Genomic DNA, 20,920 nt, shown 5'->3' on the forward strand with positions numbered 1-20,920 from the left:
GGTGTTCAGGAACCGGCGGCCCGACCGTGGGGAGAGGTCTGTCATGGCACGGGAGACGACGTATCTGGAGCTGTCTCAGGACGGCGGCGGTGCGCACAAGTTCTACGAGGTGACGGTGGACGGCACCGCCGTCTCCGTCCGGTACGGCCGCATCGGCGCGGACGGCCAGCTCCAGGTCTCCTCGTTCCCGACGGCGGAGAAGGCCCGCGCGGCCGCCGCCAAGAAGATCGGCGAGAAGGTCCGCAAGGGGTACGCCCCCGCCGTCCAGGGCGCCCGCGCCGCCCGCTCGGTGACGCGCCGCCAGGTGACCTCGGCGCCGTCGACGGCGCGCGCGGTGGCACCGGTGCTGTGGCGTTTCCGCACCGGCTCCTCGGCCTTCGGCATCCACGTCGACGAGGACCGCTGCTGGGTCGGCAACCAGGCCGGCGACGTGTACACGGTCAGCCACGCCGGCGAGGTGCTGGCCCGGTACTCGCTGCCGGACGGGGTGAAGTGCCTGGTGGCCGACGAGTTCTGGATCTACGCGGGCTGCGACGACGGCACGGTCTACGACCTCTCCTCGAAGGTGCCGTTCGGGGCGTACGGGATCGCGGCGGACGTGGACATCTACTGGCTCGACATCCACGAGGGCGTGCTCAACGTCTCGGACGCCGGCGGCGGCCTGACGGTCATCGACCACGAGGACGAGCACCAGTGGTCGCGCCGGTCCTCGGGGACCGGCGCGTGGATGGTCCGGGCGGACGAGCGGGCGGTCTACCACGGCCACAGCGCCGGGGTGACGGCCTACGCGGCCGACGGCACGGGGGAGTTGTGGCACACGCCGACCCCGGGCGGGGTGCTGTTCGGCTGGCAGGAGGAGCACGCCGTGTACGCGGGCACGGTCCGCAACACCGTGCAGCGCCTGTCGAAGGCGACGGGGGCGGTCGAGGCCTCGTACCCGTGCGACGCGGCGGTGTACTCCTGCGCGACCTCCGCCGACGGCCGGCACGTGTTCGCGGGCGACTCCTCGTCCTCGGTGTACTGCTTCGACGCCGACGGCCGACGGCTGTGGAAGCTGGGGACGGGCGGCGGTTCCGCCCTGTCCATGCAGTACCTGGACGAGCGGCTCTACCTGGTGACCACGGACGGTTCCCTGGTGTGCGTGGACGCGAGCGAGGCGGCCATCGCGGCGGCCCAGCAGGGTTCCGTCCCGGCGGCGAGGGACGTCAAGTCCGCCGCCGCGCTGCCCGTGTTCACCCCGGCGGCCTCGGCCGCGGCGGTGGCGACGGTGTCGGTGGCCGCCGTGCCGACGGGCGGTGTGGTGGTCGAGTGCGTCCAGCAGGGCGGACGGACCCGGGTGCAGGTGCTGTCGGAGGGCTTCGAGTCCTCCTGGAACGTGCAGTTCCCACGCGGCATCCGGGAGGCCGGCGCGCGGTACGTGGTCGACGGCCTGCATCCCGCCTCGGGCGGCTTCTACCGGGTGCGCGGGGAGATCCGCCGACTGGTCTGACGTCGGGGTCCGTGGTGGACGGGGGTCTCCACGGACGGACAGCCCACCGGACGGCCCAACGGACGGACGGCCGACCAGACGGCCAGACGGACGGGGGCCGACGAGGCCGGACCAACCCGGCTCAGGCCCCGTGCCCCGGGCACCCGCAGGGCTTCGCACCGAACGGAACCGCGGCGGGCAACGCGAACGGCGCGCCCGGCGCAAGGTCGCAGGTGACGAGGAGCACCACCGGGTCGTCCCCGAAGTTGCGGCCGAGGTGGATGTGCCCGGTGCCGGCGGGTTCGACGAAGGTGTCCCCCGCCACGTGCACCTCAACGGCGCCGTCGCTGAGGATCCGGGTCAGGGTTCCGGCCATGACCACGGCCACGAGCGGCACCCGGTGGTAGTGCCAGCCCGTGCAGCCGCCGGGCTCTATGACCACCTCGCGGCCCATGAGGTCCGAAGGCGCCGTCGCCCTCGGGCGCCGTACCGTCGCCTGCCGTACACCCATGTGCCCTCCTCCATGGGCCCGCCGCGGCCCACTCGACTCACGGTAGGAGGACATCATGACGTCCAGCCAGAGTTGATGAAAGGCTAACAACCTATCTGTACAAGGTGATATACGCACCGGTCGGCGGTATCACCACCGTATGAGTCTCGTCGTTTTCGAGTCGCAGAAGCAGATCCATTGCGCGGAGTGCCGGCGGGGCCCGCTGCGGCATCTCGTGCGCGAATCCGGTGTGCCCCGCTGTCTGGACTGTGCCGATCTCGGGCATCTCGTGTACCTGCCGCGCGGCGACACGGCGCTCACCCGGCGGGCCCGCGAGGCGAGTTCGCTCTCCGCGGTCGTGGTGCGGCTGCACAAGCGCCGCCACCGCTACGAACGTCAGGGGCTGCTGGTCGAGGACGCCGCCCTGGCCCGCGCCGAGCGGGCCTGCCTCGCGGACGCCGAGGCGCGGGCCCGCCGCCGGGAGCGGGACCGCCGGCGGCGCGCGGCCGAGGACGTCCGGTTCACCGCCGCCTTCGCCGCCGAGATCCTGCGGCTGTTCCCGGGCTGCCCGCCCGAGCGGGCGCGGGCCATCGCCGCGCACGCGTCGGTGCGCGGCAGCGGCCGGGTCGGGCGTACGGCGGCGGGCCGGGCCCTCGACGAGCAGGCGGTGTCGGTGGCGGTACGGGCGGCCGTGCGGCACACGGACACCGAGTACGACTCCCTGCTGATGGCGGGGGTCCACCGGTTCGCGGCCCGGGCCCGGCTGGCGGCGCGGATCGACGCGATCCTGGACGCCTGGCGGACGGATCCCGCCCGCGAAGAGGCTAGTTGAGCCGGAACCGCCGGTACAGGAGCGCCCCGCCGAGGAGCAGCGCGCCACCGCCGGGCAGCAGGTAGCCGACGCCTTCGGAGCCGGTGTGGGCGAGCGCCGAGACGTGCCGCTGATGGGGCTGCGGGGCGGGCGGCGGGGTCACCGGCCGCTGGGTGACGGGCGGCAGCTGGGGCGGCTTGCCCCCGGTCGGGGTCTCCCCGTTGACGGAGGTGTTGCCGTGGGAGGTGTTGCCGACCCCGACGACGCTCACGGAGTTGCCGCTGACGTTCAGCGGGAGGTCGACGGGGAGCTGGAGGCCGTTGCCGGACAGCAGCCCGGGCGAATCCTTTCCGCGCCCCTCGGCGACCGCTCCCCCGCCGGTGGCGCCCCCCGGTTTCGAGGGGTGCGCGGACGAGCCGGGACGTGAGGGCCTCGGCCCGGGATTCCCGCCGCCCGGCGCCTCGTTGGAACATCGGTTGCCGGCGGCGGAGTTGAGGACCCCGACCACGCTGACGGTGTTGCCGCACAGGTTCACCGGGGCGTGCACGGGCAGCTGCACCAGGTTCCCGGAGAGCAGCCCCGGGGAGCGCTCGGCCTGTCCGCCCGCTTCGGCGTCGGCGTGGGCGAGGCCGCCCACCCCCGCGACCGCCAGTCCACCGCCCGCGACCATCGCCGCGATCAAGCCGTTCCGACGAGTGTGGCGCATCAGATTTCCTGCCTTCCGGAGGGTTCAGGGGCGTCCTGCCCCGTACCGGAGACAACGCCGTAAACCCATTCGGGTTATAGAGCCGGTAGGCATTTCACTCCATCGTGTACTGGGTACTGCCTACTTCATGACTGAACGACCTCTGCTCCTGCTCGACGTGGACGGTCCGCTCAACCCCTTCCGGGACCCGTTCGCAGCCCTGCGCGGGTACACGAACCACCGGATGCGCCCGGACATCTGGCTCGCCTACCGCGATCCGAACTCCCGCGCCGCCCGGCGCGGGGCGCGGGTGCGCCTGCACCCCTCGCACGGCGCCCGGCTCCTCGCGCTGCCCTTCGAACTGACCTGGGCCACGGCCTGGACGCACCAGGCCAACACCCTGATCGCGCCGCACATCGGACTACCCGACGATCTTCCGGTCGTGGAATGGCCGGAACTCTTCGTCGACGACCCCGACGGCCTCTCCTGGAAGACCCGCACCCTCCACGCCTGGGCCGCCGGGCGGCCCTTCGCCTGGGTCGACGACATGATCAACGACCGTGACCGGGCCTGGATCGCGGCCCACCACCCGGCGCCGGCCCTCCTGCTGCGCATCCACCCCCGCCACGGCCTGCGCGAGCGCGACTTCACCACCCTGTCCGCCTGGGCGGCCGGGCTCAGCGCGGCAGGACGGTGACCGGGTCCGGCGAGGGCGTGCCCGTGGGCCACCAGTCCTCGTCGTCCGGGCGGGACTCGTAGGCGTACCAGAGGCCCTCGCGGCTCAGCCGGAGCTGGCGGGTGCGGGCGGTGAGGCGGTTGCGGTCGGGGCGGAAGGAACCCTGTCCGGCGGCGAGGAGCGCCGGGCGGGCCCGGTCGAAGGGCCCGGCCGGGGGGTCCCAGGGCTCGTCGAGGACGGTGAGCGCGGGCAGCCCGCCCTGCCGCCAGGCCGCTGCGGCGCGGGCCAGGTCGGTGGTGGTGCGGCCGGTGGCCCGGGCCAGATCGCGGTAGAGGGCGCGGGCACCGCCGGTGAGACCGGCGGTGGGGTGCGCGGAGGCCAGCCGCACGGCGTCCTGCCACAGCGTCAGGTCCCCGGTCGGGTCGGCTCCGGTGGTGAGCAGGGCCAGGGCCCGGGCGGCGGCGTCGGTGGCGAGCTGGTCCAGCGCCAGCGGATCGGGGGCGCCCCGCTCCGCCGGGCAGGCGGGCGGTACGCCCACGGCGGCGGGCGCGGTGAGCGGTGCGGGCAGCGGGGGCAGCACCGTACGGGCCACGGCGGCGCGGGCCGGGACGCCGGGGAAGTCCGGTGCCGTGTCGGGCTGTTCGCGCGCCGCGTGCGCGGCATTGCGACGGGTCAGCTCCTCCAGCAGCTCCCTCTCGCCCCTGCCGCGCAGCAGCAGGACGACGAAGGGGTCCTCGTCGAGCAGGCGGGCCGCCCGGTAGCAGAGGGCGGCGGCGTGCTTGCAGGGCGGCCGCGTCGTGTCCGGGCAGGAGCAGCGGGCCACGAGCTCGCCCGCGCCGGGCAGGATCGTCTCCGCCAGCGACTGCGGAACCTCCCGCTCCAGCAGCGCTCCGAGGGCCGCCGGATCGGCCGCCACCGCCTCCAGGACCTCCGCCCACTCGCTGTCGGTGAAGGCCCCGAGGGTCAGCTCGGTGCGGTACGGGCGGGGCCGGCTGCCCCGGACGTAGGCCACGATCCGCCCGGGGGTGACCGTGACCGCGTCGACGTGGCCCTCGACGGCGTAGGCACGGCCGCGTGCGAGGCGGGCCGGATCCTGCGCGCGCTGCTCCAGGGCGGCCACCCAGGCCCGGCCCCACCAGGTCCCGGCCTCCGCTCCGGCGGGCAGCGTCTCGAAGGTGCGGCGGCGGTCGTCCCGCGCGGTGATCACGAGGGCCTGCGCAGGGAGACGAGATCGGCCAGTTCACGGTCGGTCAGCTCGGTCAGCGCCGACTCTCCGGAGCCCAGCACGGCATCGGCCAGGGCCCGCTTGGCCTCCAGCAGTTCGGCGATGCGGTCCTCGACGGTGCCTTCGGCGATGATGCGGTGGACCTGGACGGGCTGGGTCTGCCCGATGCGGTAGGCCCTGTCGGTGGCCTGTTCCTCGACGGCCGGGTTCCACCAGCGGTCGTAGTGCACGACGTGCCCGGCGCGGGTCAGGTTGAGGCCGGTACCGGCGGCCTTGAGGGAGAGCAGGAAGACGGGGACCTCGCCGGACTGGAAACGGTCGACGAGCTCCTCGCGGCGCGCCACCGGCGTGCCCCCGTGCAGGAACTGGTGGGGGATCCCCCGCGCGGCCAGATGCCGTTCGATGATCCGGCCCATGGTCACGTACTGGGTGAAGACCAGCACCGAGCCGCCCTCGGCCAGGATCGTGTCCAGCAGTTCGTCGAGGAGGGCGAGCTTGCCGGAGCGGTGCGGGATCCGGGGCTCCGCCTCCTTCAGGTACTGCGCCGGGTGGTTGCAGATCTGCTTGAGGGAGGCCAGCAACTTCATGATCATGCCCCGCCGTTCGATGCCCTCGCTGGCCTCGATCACGGCCATCGCCTCGTCCACCGCGGCCTGGTAGAGGGAGACCTGCTCCCGCGTGAGGGACACCGGATGGTCGGTCTCCGTCTTCGGCGGCAGCTCGGGGGCGATCCCCGGGTCGGACTTCTTGCGGCGCAGCAGGAACGGCCGTACGAGCGCGGCCAGCCGGGCCACCGCCGCCTCGTTGCCCCCGTCCTCCTCCTGCTGGTGCTCCACCGGGCGGGCATGGCGGGCCCGGAAGGTGGTGAGCGGGCCCAGCAGTCCGGGCGTGGTCCAGTCGAGGAGCGCCCACAGCTCGGAGAGGTTGTTCTCCACCGGGGTGCCGGTGAGCGCCACCCGGGCCGGGGTCCGCAGGGTGCGCAGCGCCTTCGCCGTCGCCGAGTGCGGGTTCTTGACGTGCTGGGCCTCGTCCGCGACGACCATGCCCCAGCTCTGCTCCGCCAGCCGGGCGGCGGCCGCGCGCATCGTCGCGTACGTGGTCAGGACGAACCCGCCGCGCAGGTCGTCGAGGTTCCGGTCGGCGCCGTGGAAACGGCGTACGGGAACCCCCGGGGCGAACCTCTCGATCTCCCGCTGCCAGTTGCCGAGCAGGGAGGCGGGGCACACCACGAGCGTCGGCTCGGGGCGGTCGCGGTGCAGGTGCAGCGCGATCAGGGTGACGGTCTTGCCGAGGCCCATGTCGTCGGCGAGGCAGGCGCCGAGGCCGAGGGAGGTCATCAGGTCCAGCCAGGCCAGGCCGCGCAGCTGGTAGTCGCGCAGCGTCGCCCGCAGCCCGGCCGGCGGGGCGATCGCGGCCGGCTCCCCCGTCAGCCGGTCCCGCAGGGCGGCCAGCGCACCCACCGGAACCGCCGGCACCGCCTCGCCGTCCACCTCGGCCGTCCCGCTCAGTACGGTGGCCAGCGCGTCCACCGGATCCAGCAGCCCCAGCTCCCGCTTGCGGGCCTTGCGCACGAGCTCCGGATCGACCCGCACCCACTGGTCACGCAGCCGCACCACCGGCCGGTGGGCCTGCGCGAGCGCCTCCATCTCCCCCGGGGTGAGGCGGTCCCCGCCCAGCGCGAGCTCCCAGGAGAAGGCGAACAGCCCGGCGGCGTCGAAGAAGGCGGTGCCGTCGGTGGCCGAGCCGGGCGCGGTGGAGCGTACGACGGCGGTCGCGGACAGCGTACGAGCCAGCTCGCGCGGCCAGTGGACCAGGACCCCGGCCGCCGCGAGCCGGTTCGCGACGGCCCCCAGCAGGTCCTCCAGCTCCGGATCGGAGAGCGCCAGGGCGTCCGGCACCGGCTGGTCCAGCAGCCTCAGCAGCGGCGGCCACACCCGGGCGGCCCGGCGCAGCGCGAGCACGGCATCGATCCTGGCCCGGGGCCCGAAACCGGCGGCGGCGACGCCGGCCCACAGCAGGCCGGCGTCGGTCACCAGCGTCGGATCGGCGAGGCTGTGCACCTGGACCACGGCGGCCCCGGCGCGGCGCACGTCCTCCGGCTCGGCCTCGTCGAACAGCCGGAACGAGGACAGGTCCAGCCGCAGCGAGATCCCCACCCCGGCATCCGCCCCCGCCGCGACCTGCGCGGCCCACTCCGCCAGCGCGGGCACCCGCTGGGGCTCCAGCGCGGCGAAGGGCCGCCCGGCGGCGACCGGCGCGGCCGGGGTGCGGGGCAGGGTGTCCGCGACGGCATCGAGGAACGCCCGGACCAGGGCCTCCGGCTCGGGCAGCGTCAACGGGCGGCGGCCGGGCAGCGGGGTGGCGTACCCCTCGTACGGCAGGGCGGCCGCGACGGCGCGCAGGTGCCCGATGTCATCGGCGTCGAGCGGCCCGGCACGCCAGGCGTCGATCCCCTCAGGGGTGAGCCCCGGCAGCAGCCGACCCCGCGCCACGAGGGACAGCGCCTGAGCGGCCGCGGTACCCCAGGCGCGGGTCGCGGGATGCGAGACGGGACTGCGGGCCGCGCGCACGAGCACGGGCAGGGCGCGCGCCACGGACAGGGTCACGGCGGGCACCGTACGCGTACGGACGCCGTCGCCGTGCGGCCGGACCACCTGGAGCTGCTGCGCGGTCCCCGCGTCGGGCAGCGGATCCCCCTCGGGACACCAGAACGCGACCCTTCCCTCGCGGGGCACGGCGGCGGGAAGGAACACGGCCGCCCGACGCAGCAACAGCTGCTCCCCCTCCAACGTCGAGGCCACGATGTCCCCCCTTTCCTCGTACCCGGCTGCGCCCGGTCATGGCGCACCCCACTGCCGCCGAGTCTAGGCGGGCCCACTGACAACCCCACCGCCCTCCACCCCTGCCCCTGCCCTGGCCGGGCGGCACCGGATGCCCCGCTGCGCCTGCCCTGGCCGGGCGGCACCGGATGTCCCTCTGCGCGGAGCTGCTCCCCGCCCCGCCCTTCCACCGTTCCCGCCTCAAACGCCGGCGGGGCTGAAGGTGGCCGGTGCGGCTCACAGACCTGGGGCTCCGCCCCAGACCCCGCGCCTCAAACGCCGGCGAGGCTGGATCTGGCGGCGGGGCTGGATTTGCCGGCGTAGCCGGGAAAGGGGGCGGGACCGGATCAGAGACGTGAGACGTGAGGGGTCGGGGACGGGGTGGGGTGTCGTCCGGGATGTAAAACGTGATTTGTTGGCGCGCGGTACCGCCGCACCAACGCAGCTGCGGAACGGGCGCCATAAATCATGCCTATCCCGGACGGCACCCCACCCCGTCCCCGACCCCGGCCGCCCCCCGTGTCCCGATTCCGCCACAGCGCGTCGACCTGGCGCCAGGGCTGGGTATGGCTGTTCACAGGTTCAGACCTCGACCGCACCTCCTCCGGGGAGACCACCGTGTTCCGACGCTCCAGCGCCGCCATCGTGGCGGCCACCGCCCTCGCTCTCACCGCCTCCGCCACCGCCGTGGCCGCACCCACCGCCCCCGGCTTCCTCAAGGGCACCGACCTGCCGCCCCACCCCTCCTCCGCCTGGTTCCAGGGCCAGGTCACCAAGGGCCTGCCCGAGACCACCCCGTTCTGCCTGGACGGCGTGCTCCCGGCGACGGGCACCTGGCACCGCACCTTCGGCACCGACGTGGACGCCGGGGCCACGCAGATCTCCGTACGGACGGCCTCGGACACCGCGGCGGCCAAGCTCGCCGCGTCCCTGGAGCGCAAGGTGGCCGCCTGCGCCGCCGACTGGCTGCGCACGACGCCCGGCGGCACGGCGTCCTGGCAGGACTACGGGAAGCTGGCCGTCGAGGAGGGCGCGCACGTCTACGGCGTCGACACCTCGATCCCGGACTCCGAGCCGGGCGTACACCTGTACGGAATCGGACGCGACGGCTCCACGGTGACCGTCGTGAACTGGGGCCAGATGGGCCACCTGACCGACGCCCCGGTGCCCGCCTTCAAGCGGACGACCGTGACGGCCGTGAACAAGCTGAATCCTTGACCTCCCCACCCCCGGACCCCCGGTGGGACCATGGAAGCGGGGCCCCGACCCACCGCGAGGCGGCGATGGCCATGCGTACCGGAAACGAGCCGGTGACCGCCCGCAGTCCGCTGCGGCTGCGGTTCTGGCTGAGCCTGTGGGGGCTGCTCTGGGCCACCGCCGGAGCCGTCCTGTTCTCCCTGGTGGGCCGGGCCGGCTGGGCGGCGGCCTGCGCGGCACTGGTCCTGCTGACGGCGGCGGACATGGCCGTCGTCGTCCGGCACATCCACCAGGGCCCGCACTACCAGCCGGGCCCGGACGTCCCCCCGTACGAGCCTCCCCACGCCCGCTGAGCCCTCACTCCTCGAACCGGGCCGCCTCCAGGTACTCCGGCCTCGGGTCGAGCGCGGCGGCCAGCCGGAAGTGCCGGCGGGCCTGCTCGCTGCGCCCGGAGCGTTCGTGGGTGCGGCCCAGCGCGAAGTGGGCGAAGGCGTTGTCGGGCTCCCGCTCCAGCACCAGCTCGAACTCGAGCTCCGCCGGGCGCAGCTGCGCGGCCGCGAAGAAGGCGCGGGCGCGCAGCAGCCGGGCCGCGGTGTTCTCGGGGTGGGCGGCTATGACGGAGTCGAGCAGCCGGACCGCGCCGCGCGGGTCGCGGGCGGCGAGGAGCTGCTCGGCGGCCCGGAAGCTGATCACATGGGTCTCGGGGCTCGCCGCCCCGGGCGACCGGCCCGAGGAGGAAGGGGAAGAGGGCGGCTGTGGGGGCTCGATATCGGACACGGTGTCTTTCCTTCCCTGCGGGCGCGCCCTCAACTCCCCACGCCGCGCACGCTATTGCGTACCGGCCCCGGCCCCGGCCCGCGCCGTGAGCTCTTCCCACACCTTGCGCACCTGAGGCTCCAGCGCCTCCAGCGGCCCGTCGTTGTCGATGACGAGGGTGGCCACGGCGAGCCGGTCCTCCCGTGTGGCCTGTGCGGCCATCCGGGCCCGCGCCTCCTCCTCGGTCATGCCGCGCAGCGCGGTCAGCCGGGCCAGCTGGGTGGCGGGGGCCGCGTCCACGACCACGACGAGGTCGTAGAGCGGTGCGAGGCCGTTCTCCGCGAGGAGCGGTACGTCGTGCACGACGATGGCGTCGGCGCCGGCCGCCGCCTCCAGCTCGGCGGAGCGGGCTCCGACCAGGGGGTGCACGATCGCGTTGAGGGTCCGGAGTTCGGCCGGGTCGGCGAAGACGACGGCTCCCAGTGCGGGCCGGTCCAGGTGCCCGTCGGCGGTCAGTACGGAGTCCCCGAAGGCCTCCACGACGGCCGCGAGACCGGGGGTGCCCGGCTCGACGACCTCCCGTGCGATCCGGTCGGCGTCCACGACGACCGCCCCGTACCCCGCCAGCAGCCGCGAGACCTCGCTCTTGCCGGCACCGATTCCGCCTGTCAGGCCCACTTTCAGCATGCTCAGCACCCTACGGCCCGCCGGACCGCCCCTGCCAGGCCCCTACGGCCCCCACCGCCCCGGCCGGCCGCCCCGGCCGGTGCCGCAGCACCTACGCCTCGCCCTCCCGCTCGGCGAGGAACCGCTCGAACTCGCGGCCGATCTCGTCCGCCGAGGGGATCTCGGCGGGCTCGGCGATCATGTTGCCCCTGGTCTCGGCGCCGGCGGCGGCGTCGTACTGGTGCTCCAGGCCCTGGACGAGGCTGACGAGCTCCTCGTCGCCCTCGCGGATCTGCCGGTCGATCTCGGTCTGCGTCCGGTGGGCCTCGGTCCGCAGTGCGTGCGCGACGGCCGGCAGGACCAGCCCCGTCGCGGCGGTGATCGCCTCCAGGGCGGTCAGCGCGGCGTCCGGGTACGGGGAGCGGGCGACGTAGTGCGGCACGTGGGCCGCGACACCGAGGACGTCGTGCCCCCACTGGCCGAGGCGGAACTCGACCAGCGACTCGGCGCTGCCGGGGACCTGGGCCTCGTCGAAGGGGCTGCGGTGTCCGGGCATGAGGTCGGTCCGGTTGCCGTGCGGGGTGATGCCGACGGGCCGGGTGTGCGGGACGCCCATCGGGATGCCGTGGAAGTTGACGGCGAGCCGTACGCCGAGGCGCTCGACGATCTGCCGGACGGCGAGGGCGAAGCGCTCCCACTCCACGTCCGGCTCGGGGCCGGAGAGCAGCAGGAAGGGCGCGCCGGTGGCGTCCTGCACGAGGCGGACCTCCAGGCGGGGTTCCTCGAACTCGGTCCAGTGGTCGCGCTGGAACGTCAGCAGCGGGCGCCGGGCCCGGTAGTCGACCAGCCGGTCGGCGTCGAAGCGGGCCACCACCTGGTGCGGCAGGGTGTCCAGGAGCCGTTCGACGATCTGCTCGCCGGTTTCGCCCGCGTCGATGTACCCCTCGAAGTGGTAGAGCATGACCAGTCCGGCCGAGTCCTGGGCCAGCGCCAGGTCGGCCACCGCCAGGCCCTTGGCGTCCCATTCGTACAGACCCTGTGGATCAAGCACCGTCACCACTCCTCCCTCGCCGCGTGTTCTCTGCAAAGAACGTCCAAGGCGGCCCGGCCATTCCCCAGTTGGCCGAATTGCCGAGAACGCGCCATGGCCGGGTGTGCGAGATCGTCGGGAACACGACGCTGCCGGGTACGCGAAGAGGCCCGCCCCCCGAAGGGGACGGGCCTCGTCGTTCAGCTCAGTTCACACCGCAGGCGTGAAGCCTGTGCTGCGCGCTGCGATCAGCTCTGGCCGCCGGCCAGCTTCTCGCGGAGCGCGGCCAGGGCCTCGTCGGACGCCAGGGCGCCCGAGGTCTCGTCCGCACCCTCGGAGGAGTACGAACCGCCGGAGATACCGGCACCGCTACCGGCGTTGCCACCGGCGGCCGGGGCGGCAGCGCCCTCGGCAGCGGCAGCCTCGTCGGCCTCGCGGCTCTTGATGACCTGGGCCTGGTGCTGCTCGAAGCGGACCTGCGCCTCGGCGTACTGGCGCTCCCACGTCTCGCGCTGGGTGTCGAAGCCCTCGAGCCAGTCGTTGGTCTCGGGGTCGAAGCCCTCGGGGTAGATGTAGTTGCCCTGGTCGTCGTAGGACGCGGCCATGCCGTACAGGGTCGGGTCGAACTCGACCGACGCCGGGTCGGCACCGAAGGACTCGTTGGCCTGCTTCAGGGACAGCGAGATCCGGCGACGCTCGAGGTCGATGTCGATGACCTTGACGAAGATCTCGTCGTTGACCTGGACGACCTGCTCCGGGATCTCCACGTGGCGCTCGGCCAGCTCGGAGATGTGGACCAGACCCTCGATGCCCTCGTCCACGCGGACGAACGCACCGAACGGAACCAGCTTGGTGACCTTACCCGGGACGACCTGACCGATCTGGTGGGTCCGGGCGAACTGCTGCCACGGGTCTTCCTGCGTCGCCTTCAGCGACAGGGAGACGCGCTCGCGGTCCATGTCCACGTCGAGGACCTCGACGGTGACTTCCTGGCCGACCTCGACAACCTCGGACGGGTGGTCGATGTGCTTCCAGGACAGCTCGGAGACGTGCACGAGACCGTCGACGCCACCCAGGTCCACGAAGGCACCGAAGTTGACGATCGAGGAGACGACGCCGGAGCGGACCTGACCCTTCTGCAGGGTGGTGAGGAACGTCTGGCGAACCTCGGACTGGGTCTGCTCGAGCCAGGCGCGGCGGGACAGGACCACGTTGTTGCGGTTCTTGTCCAGCTCGATGATCTTCGCCTCGAGCTCCTTGCCCACGTAGGGCTGGAGGTCGCGGACGCGACGCATCTCGACGAGAGAGGCCGGCAGGAAGCCGCGGAGGCCGATGTCGAGGATGAGACCACCCTTGACGACCTCGATGACGGTACCGGTGACGATGCCGTCTTCTTCCTTGATCTTCTCGATCGTGCCCCAGGCACGCTCGTACTGAGCGCGCTTCTTGGACAGGATCAGGCGGCCTTCCTTGTCCTCCTTCTGGAGAACCAGGGCCTCGATCTCGTCGCCGACCTTGACGACCTCGTTCGGGTCGACGTCGTGCTTGATCGAGAGCTCGCGGCTCGGGATCACGCCTTCGGTCTTGTAACCGATGTCGAGCAGGACCTCGTCCCGGTCGACCTTCACGATGACGCCGTCGACGATGTCGCCGTCGTTGAAGTACTTGATCGTCTCGTCGATCGCGGCCAGGAAGGCTTCCGCGTTACCGATGTCGTTGACCGCTACCTGCGGAGGGGTGGTGGCGGTGGTCTCGGTGCTGCTCGTCATGTGGGAAAGGGCTCCGGTTACGGACAGAAAGTCGTAGGTACTGCTACGCCGGGAGCCCTTATCGGCATCTGCCGAAGAAGCCGGACAGCCAAAGAAGCCCAGGATCCCCAGAAGGGGGAGGGCCTCGAAAACCGAGGGGACATTCAACAGATGCAAGCGCAGCCTGCTAGGTCTGAGGAGCACAGGCTCGCAGCGCAACTTGTAGCATACGGGGGCAGCCGGACAGGGTCAATGCGCGAAGGCGCACACCGCAGGCAGATCACCGCATAACCGGCACAATTCGTGGGCGGGGACGCCCCGATGGGCCGTCCAGATCCGTCCGGCGCCACCCATTCCGCCACCCATTCGCAGACTACGACGACGGGCCCCATGAACCAAGAGGACCACTCCCCCCAGGACGCGTACGAGGCGGACGGCTCCGCCGAGGACGACGCGCAGGCCACACGGCGTGACGCGGGCGAAGCGGAGAGCAGTCGCGCGAGCCGGGGCTGGTGGGACCGCAACGCCGACGAGTACCAGAACGAGCACGGCGCCTTCCTCGGCGACGACCGCTTCGTGTGGGGGCCGGAGGGCCTCGACGAGGCGGACGCCGCACTGCTCGGCCCCGCCTCCTCCCTCAAGGGCAAGGACGTCCTGGAGATCGGCGCCGGCGCCGCCCAGTGCTCGCGCTGGCTGGCCGCCCGGGGCGCCCGCCCGGTGGCCCTGGACCTCTCGCACCGCCAGCTCCAGCACGCCCTGCGCATCGGCGATGACGTCCCGCTGGTCGAGGCGGACGCCGGCCGGCTGCCCTTCCGCGACGGTTCCTTCGACCTCGCCTGCTCCGCGTACGGGGCGGTGCCCTTCGTCGCCGACCCGGTGAACGTCATGCGCGAGGTCCGCCGCGTCCTGCGCCCCGGCGGCCGCTGGGTCTTCTCCGTCACGCACCCGATCCGCTGGGCCTTCCCCGACGAGCCGGGCCCCGAGGGGCTCTCCGTGGCCGCCTCCTACTTCGACCGGACCCCGTACGTCGAGCAGGACGAGCAGGGCCGCGCCGTCTACGTCGAGCACCACCGCACCCTCGGCGACCGGGTCCGGGACGTGGTCGCGGGCGGGTTCCGGCTGCTGGACCTGGTGGAGCCGGAGTGGCCCGAGTGGAACAGCCAGGAGTGGGGCGGCTGGTCCCCGCTGCGCGGCAATCTGATCCCCGGTACCGCGATCTTCGTCTGCGAGAGGGACTGACCCCTTGAACCGCCAGCTCCGGCACGCCGAGCTCGACGCCCTTCCCGTACGGGAGGCCGTGCCCGCGCTCGTCGCGGCCCTGGACTCCCGGGGCACGGCGGTGCTGTGCGCGCCGCCCGGCACCGGCAAGACCACGCTGGTGCCGCTGGTGCTGGCGGGCCTCGTCGGAGGCGGGCCGCGGCGCCGGGTGGTCGTCGCCGAGCCCCGGCGGATCGCCGCCCGGGCCGCCGCGCGGCGGATGGCCTGGCTGCTCGGCGAGCGGGTCGGGGACTCGGTGGGCTTCACGGTGCGCGGGGAGCGGGTGGCGGGGCCCGGCACCGTCGTGGAGGTGGTCACCACCGGGGTGCTGCTCCAGCGGCTCCAGCGGGACCAGGAGCTGACGGGCGTGGACGTGGTGGTGCTGGACGAGTGCCACGAGCGGCACCTGGACGCCGACACCGTCGCCGCCTTCCTACTGGACGTACGGGAGACCCTGCGCCCGGAGCTGCGCCTGGTGGCGGCCTCGGCGACGACCGACGCGGCGGGCTGGGCCCGGCTGCTCGGCGGCGGGGACGGGGCCGGGGACGCGCCGGTGGTGGAGGCGGCCGGGGTCTCGTACCCGGTGGAGACCGTCTGGGCGCCGCCGGCCCGCCCGGTGCGGCCCCCGCACGGGACTCGGGTCGATCCGGCGCAGCTGGCGCACGTGGCGTCGGTGGTGCGGCGGGCGCTGGCGGAACGTTCCGGCGACGTGTTGTGCTTCCTGCCCGGCGTGGGCGAGCTGGCCCGGGTCGCCGGACAGCTCGGCGGGGTGGACGCGGAGGTGCTCCAGGTGCACGGCCGGGCGCCCGCGGCCGTCCAGGACGCGGCGCTGACGGCCTCGGACCACCGCCGGGTGATCCTGGCGACGGCGGTCGCGGAATCGAGCCTGACCGTGCCGGGCGTACGGGTGGTCGTGGACTCCGGGCTGGCCCGCGAGCCCCGGGTGGACCACGCCCGGGGCCTGGGCGCGCTCGCGACCGTACGGGCCTCCCGCGCGGCGGGCCGCCAGCGGGCGGGGCGGGCCGGGCGGGAGGCGCCGGGCACGGTGTACCGCTGCTGGGCCGAGGCGGAGGACGGGCGGCTGCCCGCCTTCCCCTCCCCCGAGATCCGGATCGCGGACCTGGCACGGTTCGCGCTGGAGGCCGCCTGCTGGGGCGACCCGGACGCGGCCGGGCTGGCCCTGCTGGATCCGCCGCCGGCCGGGGCCATGGCCGCCGCGCGGGAGGTCCTGGTGGCCGTCGGGGCGGTGGACGCCGCCGGGCGGCCCACGCCGCGCGGGCTGCGGATGGTCCGGCTGGGGCTGCACCCCCGGCTGGCGCGGGCGCTGCTGGACGGGGCCGGGGCGCTGGGCCCGCGGCGGGCCGCGGAGGTGGTGGCGCTGCTGAGCGAGGAGCCGCCGCGGGAGTACGGGGACGACCTGGCGGGTGCGTGGCGCGCGGCGCGGCGCGGCGGTGACGCCTACGCGGCGCGCTGGCGTGCGGAGGCGGGGCGCCTGGAGCGGGCCGCCGCCGGTGGTGGCCGGGGCCCTGCTGGGGCCGCACCCGATGACCTCGCCGCCGGGCTCGTCGCCGCGCTCGCGTTCCCGGAGCGGGTAGCGAAGGCCAAGGGTGAGGGGGCGTTCCTGATGGCCTCCGGGACCGCGGCCGAGCTCCCGGAGGGGTCACCGCTGCGCCGCGCACCCTGGCTGGCCGTCGCCGTCGCCGACCGGCCCCCGCACTCCGCCTCCGCGAGGACCCGGCTCGCCGCCGTCATCGACGAGGACACCGCCCGGGCCGCGGCCGCCCACCTGCTGACCGAGGGCGAAGAGGTGCGCTGGGAGGACGGGGACCTCGTGGCCCGCGCCGTCACCCGGCTCGGTGCGGTCGAGCTGGCCGCGCGGCCCCTGCGCGACCCCGATCCGGCGCTCGTCAGGGCCGCCCTGCTGGACGGGCTGCGGGCCGAGGGCCTCGGCCTGCTGCGCTGGTCCCCGGACGCGGTGGGGCTGCGGGCCCGCCTCGGCTTCCTGCACCGCACGCTGGGCGGCGACTGGCCCGCCGTGGAGGAGGACTCCGCGCTGGTGGAGCGGGCCGACGACTGGCTGGAGCCCGAGCTGTCGCGGGCCCGGCGGCGCGCCGACCTCGGCCGGATCGACGCCGGTCAGGCCCTGAACCGGCTGCTGCCGTGGGCGACCGGCGAGGCGGCCCGGCTCGACGAGCTGGCCCCCGAGCGGATCGAGGTGCCCAGCGGTTCCCGGATCCGCGTGGACTACGGGGCGGGTCAGCCCGTACTGGCGGTGAAGCTCCAGGAGCTGTTCGGGCTGGCCGAGACGCCGCGCGTGGCGGGGGTGCCGGTCCTGGTGCACCTGCTGTCCCCGGCCGGGCGGCCCGCCGCCGTCACCGCCGACCTGGCCTCCTTCTGGCAGGGCGGCTACCGCGCCGTCCGCGCGGAGCTGCGCGGCCGCTATCCGAAGCACCCGTGGCCCGAGGACCCGGCGACCGCGGAGCCGACCCGCCACACCAACGCCCGGCTCAGGCGCTGAGCGGGCCCCCGTCCGCCGCGGCCCGCGGTTCGCGGCGGCCCCGGCCGCGCGCTTCCAGCCACAGGGCGAGCGCGAGGAGGGCGAGGCCGGTGAGGGCGAGGCCGGCGGGCGCGTAGGTGTGCAGGGCGAGGATCTTCGTACGGTTCGCGGAGACCAGGTCGAAGGTGTGCTTCGCGTAGTCCTCCCGCATCTTGACGTGTCCGGCGAAGGCGGTGAGCTTGCCGTCGGGTCCGCTCGCCGCGATGCCGCCGCGCATCTCCTGCCGGATCTCCTGCTCGGCGTTGACGGGGGCCCCGGTGACCGGGTCGACCCAGAACATCGCCTTGACCGTGTACCAGAGGGTGGTGCCGGTGCTCTGCTCGATCGTGGCCGGGTCGATGCCCTCGATCGGCATCTTCTTGGGCATGGGGACCTTGGTCCAGGGCACGGTCTGCTCGAAGTAGTAGACCTCCATGCCCTTGTAGTCGCGCGGTCCGACGTAGTGGATCGGCGAGGAGGTGCGGGTCTGGGCGTCGAAGTAGAGGTAGTCGCGCGGCTCCGTGAAGAAGGGCCACTTGAACTCGATGCCCTCGCGCTTGACGGGGTCCCCGTCGACCATCTCGCCGGTGGCGTGCACCGGGTCCTGGGTGTGGGCGTCGAAGATGTAGCGCTCGGGGATCCGGGAGACCATCTTGCCGTCGGGCCCGAGGATGTAGGACAGCGTGTCCCAGACCACGACGTCCTTGCCGGCGGTCGCCTCGATCTCCTTCGAGGCCTCGACGTTGCCCTTGAGGGTCTGGACGATCGTGACCTTGTCGACCTGCTTGGGCTGCATGCCGCCGGTGTAGTCGAGGAGGGTCGCGTCCTTCGCCTCCAGGACCATCTCCTGGTACTGGCCGGCCGGGATCTTGGCGAGCCGCGGGTACACGTACCAGCGCAGCAGCGGTGCGAGGGCCGCGCAGAACACGGCGAGGGCCAGCAGGACGAGGCTCGCTCTGCGTCTCATGGCCGGGCCTCCTCTACTTTCCGGGCGCGGGGGGCGCGGTGGTGAGCAGCGGTCTGGGCGAGGTCCTGCCTTCCGGCACCCCGGCCGCCGTGACGGCGAGGACGAGGACCAGCGCGGCGGCCAGCCCGATGGCGGCGGCGACGAGTGCGCGCATGCAGGGCCTCCGGGATCTGATGGAGCGTCAGGGCGGAGGCACCGTAGCAATGCGGACGTGAGATGAGAACCGTGCGACGGCCCCGGGTGGGCACGGGTTCAGGACCGGCCCCGGGCGTCGACGGTCCGTCGCGGGGTGCGGTACGGGGCTCAGCCGGTCGGCGTCGGCGTGGCGCTCGGCGCGGCCGAGGGGGTCGCCTTCGGGGTGGGGCTGGAGGTGGGGCTGGGCTTCGGGGTGGGGGACGACGTGGGGCTCGGCTTCGGGGTGGGGGTGGGGCTGGGCGTGGGGGTGGGCGTGGGCGTCGGGGTGGGGGTCGGCGTGGGGGTGGGCGTCGGGCTGGGCGTGGGCGTCGGGCTCGGGGTCGGCATCGGGCTGGGCGTGGGAGTCGGCTTCGGGCTCGGAGTCGGGGTCGGCTTCGGCTCAGGGCTCGGAGTCGGGGTCGGGCTCGGGGTCGGCTTCGGGGTGGGCTTCGGGTCCGACGGCTTCGCCGGGGCCGCCGCCGCCGCGGTGCCGCCGCCGTCCGGGACCTCGTGCGCCCCCTGGAGGTAGTACGTGAACCAGGACCGCACCGTCCGCAGGTACTCCGCGGACTGGTTGTAGGAGAGGACGGCCCGGTCCAGGTCGGCGCCGACCCGCAGGTCCCTGCTGCCGGCGCACAGGTAGCGGCCGGCGGCCAGCGCGGCGTCGTGCACGTTGTTCGGGTCGCGGCGGCCGTCGCCGTCCGCGTCCTGCCCCCAGGCCGCCCAGGTGGACGGGATGAACTGCATCGGTCCGACGGCCCGGTCGTGGCGGACGTCGCCGTCGTAGGCGCCGCCGTCGGTGTCGGAGATGTTCGCGAAGCCGTTGCCGTCGAGGACGGGTCCCAGGATGGGCCGCAGCGTGGTCCCGGCGGCGTCCACCTGTCCGCCCCGCGCCTGTCCCGACTCGACCTTGCCGATGGCCGCGAGGAGTTGCCAGCGCAGCCCGCACCCCGGGTCGTTCTCCCCCACCCGCTGCTCGGCCCGCCGGTACGCCGCGAGCACGCTCGCCGGTATCCCCTGCGCGCCCGCCGGCACCGGTCCGGCCTCCGGGGCGACAGCGGGCACCACGGCCCGCGGTGCCGGCGCGGGCCCCGCCGGGACGGCCGCCTCCACGGTCCCGCCCTCGGGCAGGAGCACGGCCGGCGGCTGCGGGCTGACCAGCGGCGGCAGTTCGGTGTAGTAGGAGGAGTCTCCCCCGGCCCCCGCGGCCGCCGGGGCCGGCTGCGCGAGGCCCTCGTCGGCGGCCGCGAGGTGCTGCCGGCCGCCTCCGGGACCCTGCGAGGCCGTCATCGCGGCGGCGACCAGCGCCGAGACCAGAGCGGCGGCCGCACCCCTGCGCAGGCCGCGTCCGAATATCCGTGCCGACATGAGCGGGCTCCCCTCCTGGACGTCCGCGTGACCCTACGTCGACTCCCTGCACAGGGCACGCAGTGTGCGGCGTTGTTCACCACATCCCCACGACCGCGAGGGGGTTCGGGTCGTATCGCGCATACTGTCCCGACGTCGAGCACCACCGGGAGAGACACCGTGCCGTTCACACTCAGCCATGCGGCCGCCGTCCTGCCGGCCGTCCGCCGGACCGGGCGGGCGCGGGGGCCACTGGTCGCGTCGGCCCTGGTCCTGGGCTCGTTCGCGCCGGACACCTTCTTCTTCGCGGACGCCGTCCTGCCGGGTCCCCTCATGTCGTACGGCACCTTCACCCACTCGCTGCTGGGCGTGGCCACCGCGGACGCCGTGCTCACCGCCGTCCTCGCCGCGTGCTGGCTGCTGCTGCGCGAGCCGCTGACGGCGCTCCTGCCGCGCGGACTGCGGGGCCGGGTGTACGCGTTCGTCCGCGGGGAGGACTGGCGGGGCCGGGCGCGGCCCGCGCTCGCGCTGTGGTTCTACCTGTCGGCGGTGGCCGGGTCGCTCACGCACGTGGTGTGGGACAGCTTCACGCACCACGACCGCTGGGGTACGGACGCCGTGCCGGAGCTCGGCCGGACCGCCGCCTTCGGCCTTCCCCTCTACTCCCTGCTCCAGTACGGCACTTCGGCGATGGCCGCCTGCGCCCTGGTGTGGTTCGCGGTGAGCGCGCTGCGCCGGCTCCCGGCCACGCCCGCCCCGCCGTCCGTGCCGGTGCTCCGCCCGGCGCAGGTGTGGGGCGCGCTGGCCCTGCTCGGGGTGTGCGTGGCGGTCGGGGTGACGGTGCGGGTGGTGCGCTTCTTCACGTTCTTCGAGGAGATCCGCACCCCCTTCGACATCATCCCGACGGTCTGCTTCGGAGCGGGCGGCGGCTTCGTCGTGGGACTGCTGCTCTACGGGGTCCTCGTGCGGCTGCTCCACCGCCCCGGCCGGGACCGCCGGGACCGCCACCACCCGGACCAGGAGACGCGGACGCCCGTCCCCACGGCGTAGCGGGGACGGGCGCTCGGT

The 20,920-nt window shown here is 74.2% G+C and carries 19 protein-coding genes; 8 read left to right on the forward strand and 11 right to left on the reverse strand.

From position 1 onward, the window contains the following. Nucleotides 1-43: 43 nt before the first annotated feature. A complete protein-coding gene (locus OOK31_RS22490) occupies nt 44-1,489 on the forward strand; it encodes a WGR domain-containing protein (protein ID WP_267089095.1) in 1,446 nt (481 codons plus the stop codon). A 121-nt stretch (nt 1,490-1,610) separates the two neighbouring features. Here OOK31_RS22490 and OOK31_RS22495 read toward each other — a convergent pair whose 3' ends face one another. Continuing rightward, a complete protein-coding gene (locus tag OOK31_RS22495) occupies nt 1,611-1,979 on the reverse strand; it encodes a cupin domain-containing protein (protein WP_267089096.1) in 369 nt (122 codons plus the stop codon). A 139-nt stretch (nt 1,980-2,118) separates the two neighbouring features. Here OOK31_RS22495 and OOK31_RS22500 point away from each other — a divergent pair, with 139 nt between their 5' ends. Next, nucleotides 2,119-2,790, forward strand: coding sequence for a DUF2293 domain-containing protein (locus OOK31_RS22500; protein WP_267089097.1), 672 nt, complete (start codon nt 2,119-2,121; stop codon nt 2,788-2,790). Here OOK31_RS22500 and OOK31_RS22505 read toward each other — a convergent pair. Next, nucleotides 2,783-3,475, reverse strand: a complete 693-nt coding sequence (locus OOK31_RS22505) for a chaplin (RefSeq protein ID WP_267089098.1) — start codon at nt 3,473-3,475, stop codon at nt 2,783-2,785. The genes OOK31_RS22500 and OOK31_RS22505 overlap by 8 nt on opposite strands. A 127-nt stretch (nt 3,476-3,602) precedes the next feature. Between OOK31_RS22505 and OOK31_RS22510 the strand changes: the two genes are divergently transcribed. Then, the gene (locus OOK31_RS22510; RefSeq protein ID WP_267089099.1) at nt 3,603-4,151 is read left to right on the forward strand and encodes a hypothetical protein; all 549 of its coding nucleotides are present in this window, start codon (nt 3,603-3,605) and stop codon (nt 4,149-4,151) included. Here OOK31_RS22510 and OOK31_RS22515 read toward each other — a convergent pair. Together OOK31_RS22515 and OOK31_RS22520 are read right to left on the reverse strand one after the other, a co-directional pair. Next, complete coding sequence (locus tag OOK31_RS22515; RefSeq protein ID WP_267089100.1) at nt 4,132-5,337, reverse strand: SWIM zinc finger family protein; 1,206 nt, start codon at nt 5,335-5,337, stop codon at nt 4,132-4,134. The two genes, OOK31_RS22510 and OOK31_RS22515, sit on opposite strands and share 20 nt — an antisense overlap. Then, nucleotides 5,334-8,156, reverse strand: a complete 2,823-nt coding sequence (locus tag OOK31_RS22520) for a DEAD/DEAH box helicase (protein ID WP_267089101.1) — start codon at nt 8,154-8,156, stop codon at nt 5,334-5,336. The genes OOK31_RS22515 and OOK31_RS22520 overlap by 4 nt, the downstream gene beginning before the upstream one ends. Nucleotides 8,157-8,792: 636 nt before the next feature. Between OOK31_RS22520 and OOK31_RS22525 the strand changes: the two genes are divergently transcribed. Together OOK31_RS22525 and OOK31_RS22530 are read left to right on the forward strand one after the other, a co-directional pair. After that, a complete protein-coding gene (locus tag OOK31_RS22525) occupies nt 8,793-9,392 on the forward strand; it encodes a hypothetical protein (RefSeq protein WP_267089102.1) in 600 nt (199 codons plus the stop codon). A 71-nt stretch (nt 9,393-9,463) separates the two neighbouring features. Next, nucleotides 9,464-9,724: a DUF6343 family protein gene (locus OOK31_RS22530; protein ID WP_267089103.1), complete on the forward strand. Its 261-nt coding sequence runs from the start codon at nt 9,464-9,466 to the stop codon at nt 9,722-9,724. A 4-nt stretch (nt 9,725-9,728) separates the two neighbouring features. On the opposite strand, the gene OOK31_RS22535 is transcribed toward OOK31_RS22530, so the two are convergent. From OOK31_RS22535 to rpsA, 4 genes are all read right to left on the reverse strand, one after another. Further along, nucleotides 9,729-10,139: a tetratricopeptide repeat protein gene (locus OOK31_RS22535; protein ID WP_267089507.1), complete on the reverse strand. Its 411-nt coding sequence runs from the start codon at nt 10,137-10,139 to the stop codon at nt 9,729-9,731. A 60-nt stretch (nt 10,140-10,199) separates the two neighbouring features. Beyond that, complete coding sequence (coaE, locus tag OOK31_RS22540; protein WP_267089104.1) at nt 10,200-10,814, reverse strand: dephospho-CoA kinase; 615 nt, start codon at nt 10,812-10,814, stop codon at nt 10,200-10,202. Nucleotides 10,815-10,905: 91 nt separating this feature from the next. After that, nucleotides 10,906-11,844, reverse strand: coding sequence for a PAC2 family protein (locus OOK31_RS22545; protein WP_267089105.1), 939 nt, complete (start codon nt 11,842-11,844; stop codon nt 10,906-10,908). A gap of 227 nt (nt 11,845-12,071) precedes the next feature. Then, complete coding sequence (gene rpsA / locus OOK31_RS22550) at nt 12,072-13,592, reverse strand: 30S ribosomal protein S1 (protein ID WP_267089106.1); 1,521 nt, start codon at nt 13,590-13,592, stop codon at nt 12,072-12,074. A 369-nt stretch (nt 13,593-13,961) separates the two neighbouring features. Here rpsA and OOK31_RS22555 point away from each other — a divergent pair, with 369 nt between their 5' ends. Both OOK31_RS22555 and hrpB read left to right on the forward strand, forming a co-directional pair. Further along, entirely contained in the window at nt 13,962-14,810 is an 849-nt protein-coding gene (locus tag OOK31_RS22555) for a class I SAM-dependent methyltransferase (protein ID WP_267089107.1), read from the forward strand. Nucleotides 14,811-14,814: 4 nt separating this feature from the next. Then, entirely contained in the window at nt 14,815-17,346 is a 2,532-nt protein-coding gene (hrpB, locus tag OOK31_RS22560; RefSeq protein ID WP_267089108.1) for an ATP-dependent helicase HrpB, read from the forward strand. Here hrpB and OOK31_RS22565 read toward each other — a convergent pair. From OOK31_RS22565 to OOK31_RS22575, 3 genes are all read right to left on the reverse strand, one after another. After that, nucleotides 17,336-18,331, reverse strand: coding sequence for a DUF3068 domain-containing protein (locus tag OOK31_RS22565; protein ID WP_267089109.1), 996 nt, complete (start codon nt 18,329-18,331; stop codon nt 17,336-17,338). The two genes, hrpB and OOK31_RS22565, sit on opposite strands and share 11 nt — an antisense overlap. Nucleotides 18,332-18,344: 13 nt before the next feature. After that, entirely contained in the window at nt 18,345-18,485 is a 141-nt protein-coding gene (locus OOK31_RS22570; protein WP_267089110.1) for an SPW_0924 family protein, read from the reverse strand. Between the two features lie 149 nt (nt 18,486-18,634). Beyond that, nucleotides 18,635-19,873 (reverse strand): lytic transglycosylase domain-containing protein, encoded by a 1,239-nt coding sequence (locus OOK31_RS22575; protein WP_267089111.1) that lies wholly within the window; start codon nt 19,871-19,873, stop codon nt 18,635-18,637. 159 nt (nt 19,874-20,032) lie between these two features. Here OOK31_RS22575 and OOK31_RS22580 point away from each other — a divergent pair, with 159 nt between their 5' ends. Further along, on the forward strand, nt 20,033-20,902 hold the full coding sequence (locus OOK31_RS22580) for a DUF4184 family protein (protein ID WP_267089112.1): 870 nt from the start codon (nt 20,033-20,035) through the stop codon (nt 20,900-20,902). Nucleotides 20,903-20,920: the final 18 nt, after the last annotated feature.

This window comes from Streptomyces sp. NBC_00249 (assembly GCF_026342355.1).
Lineage (GTDB): Bacteria > Actinomycetota > Actinomycetes > Streptomycetales > Streptomycetaceae > Streptomyces.

Bases quoted from the DNA above. Each gene is read 5' to 3' on its own strand.
- OOK31_RS22495 (WP_267089096.1), bottom strand. From the start codon at position 1,979: ATGGGTGTACGGCAGGCGACGGTACGGCGCCCGAGGGCGACGGCGCCT.
- OOK31_RS22510 (WP_267089099.1), top strand. From the start codon at position 3,603: ATGACTGAACGACCTCTGCTCCTGCTCGACGTGGACGGTCCGCTCAAC.
- OOK31_RS22565 (WP_267089109.1), bottom strand. From the start codon at position 18,331: ATGAGACGCAGAGCGAGCCTCGTCCTGCTGGCCCTCGCCGTGTTCTGC.
- OOK31_RS22530 (WP_267089103.1), top strand. From the start codon at position 9,464: ATGCGTACCGGAAACGAGCCGGTGACCGCCCGCAGTCCGCTGCGGCTG.
- OOK31_RS22505 (WP_267089098.1), bottom strand. From the start codon at position 3,475: ATGCGCCACACTCGTCGGAACGGCTTGATCGCGGCGATGGTCGCGGGC.
- OOK31_RS22500 (WP_267089097.1), top strand. From the start codon at position 2,119: ATGAGTCTCGTCGTTTTCGAGTCGCAGAAGCAGATCCATTGCGCGGAG.
- rpsA (WP_267089106.1), bottom strand. From the start codon at position 13,592: ATGACGAGCAGCACCGAGACCACCGCCACCACCCCTCCGCAGGTAGCG.
- OOK31_RS22570 (WP_267089110.1), bottom strand. From the start codon at position 18,485: ATGCGCGCACTCGTCGCCGCCGCCATCGGGCTGGCCGCCGCGCTGGTC.
- OOK31_RS22490 (WP_267089095.1), top strand. From the start codon at position 44: ATGGCACGGGAGACGACGTATCTGGAGCTGTCTCAGGACGGCGGCGGT.
- coaE (WP_267089104.1), bottom strand. From the start codon at position 10,814: ATGCTGAAAGTGGGCCTGACAGGCGGAATCGGTGCCGGCAAGAGCGAG.
- OOK31_RS22575 (WP_267089111.1), bottom strand. From the start codon at position 19,873: ATGTCGGCACGGATATTCGGACGCGGCCTGCGCAGGGGTGCGGCCGCC.
- OOK31_RS22555 (WP_267089107.1), top strand. From the start codon at position 13,962: ATGAACCAAGAGGACCACTCCCCCCAGGACGCGTACGAGGCGGACGGC.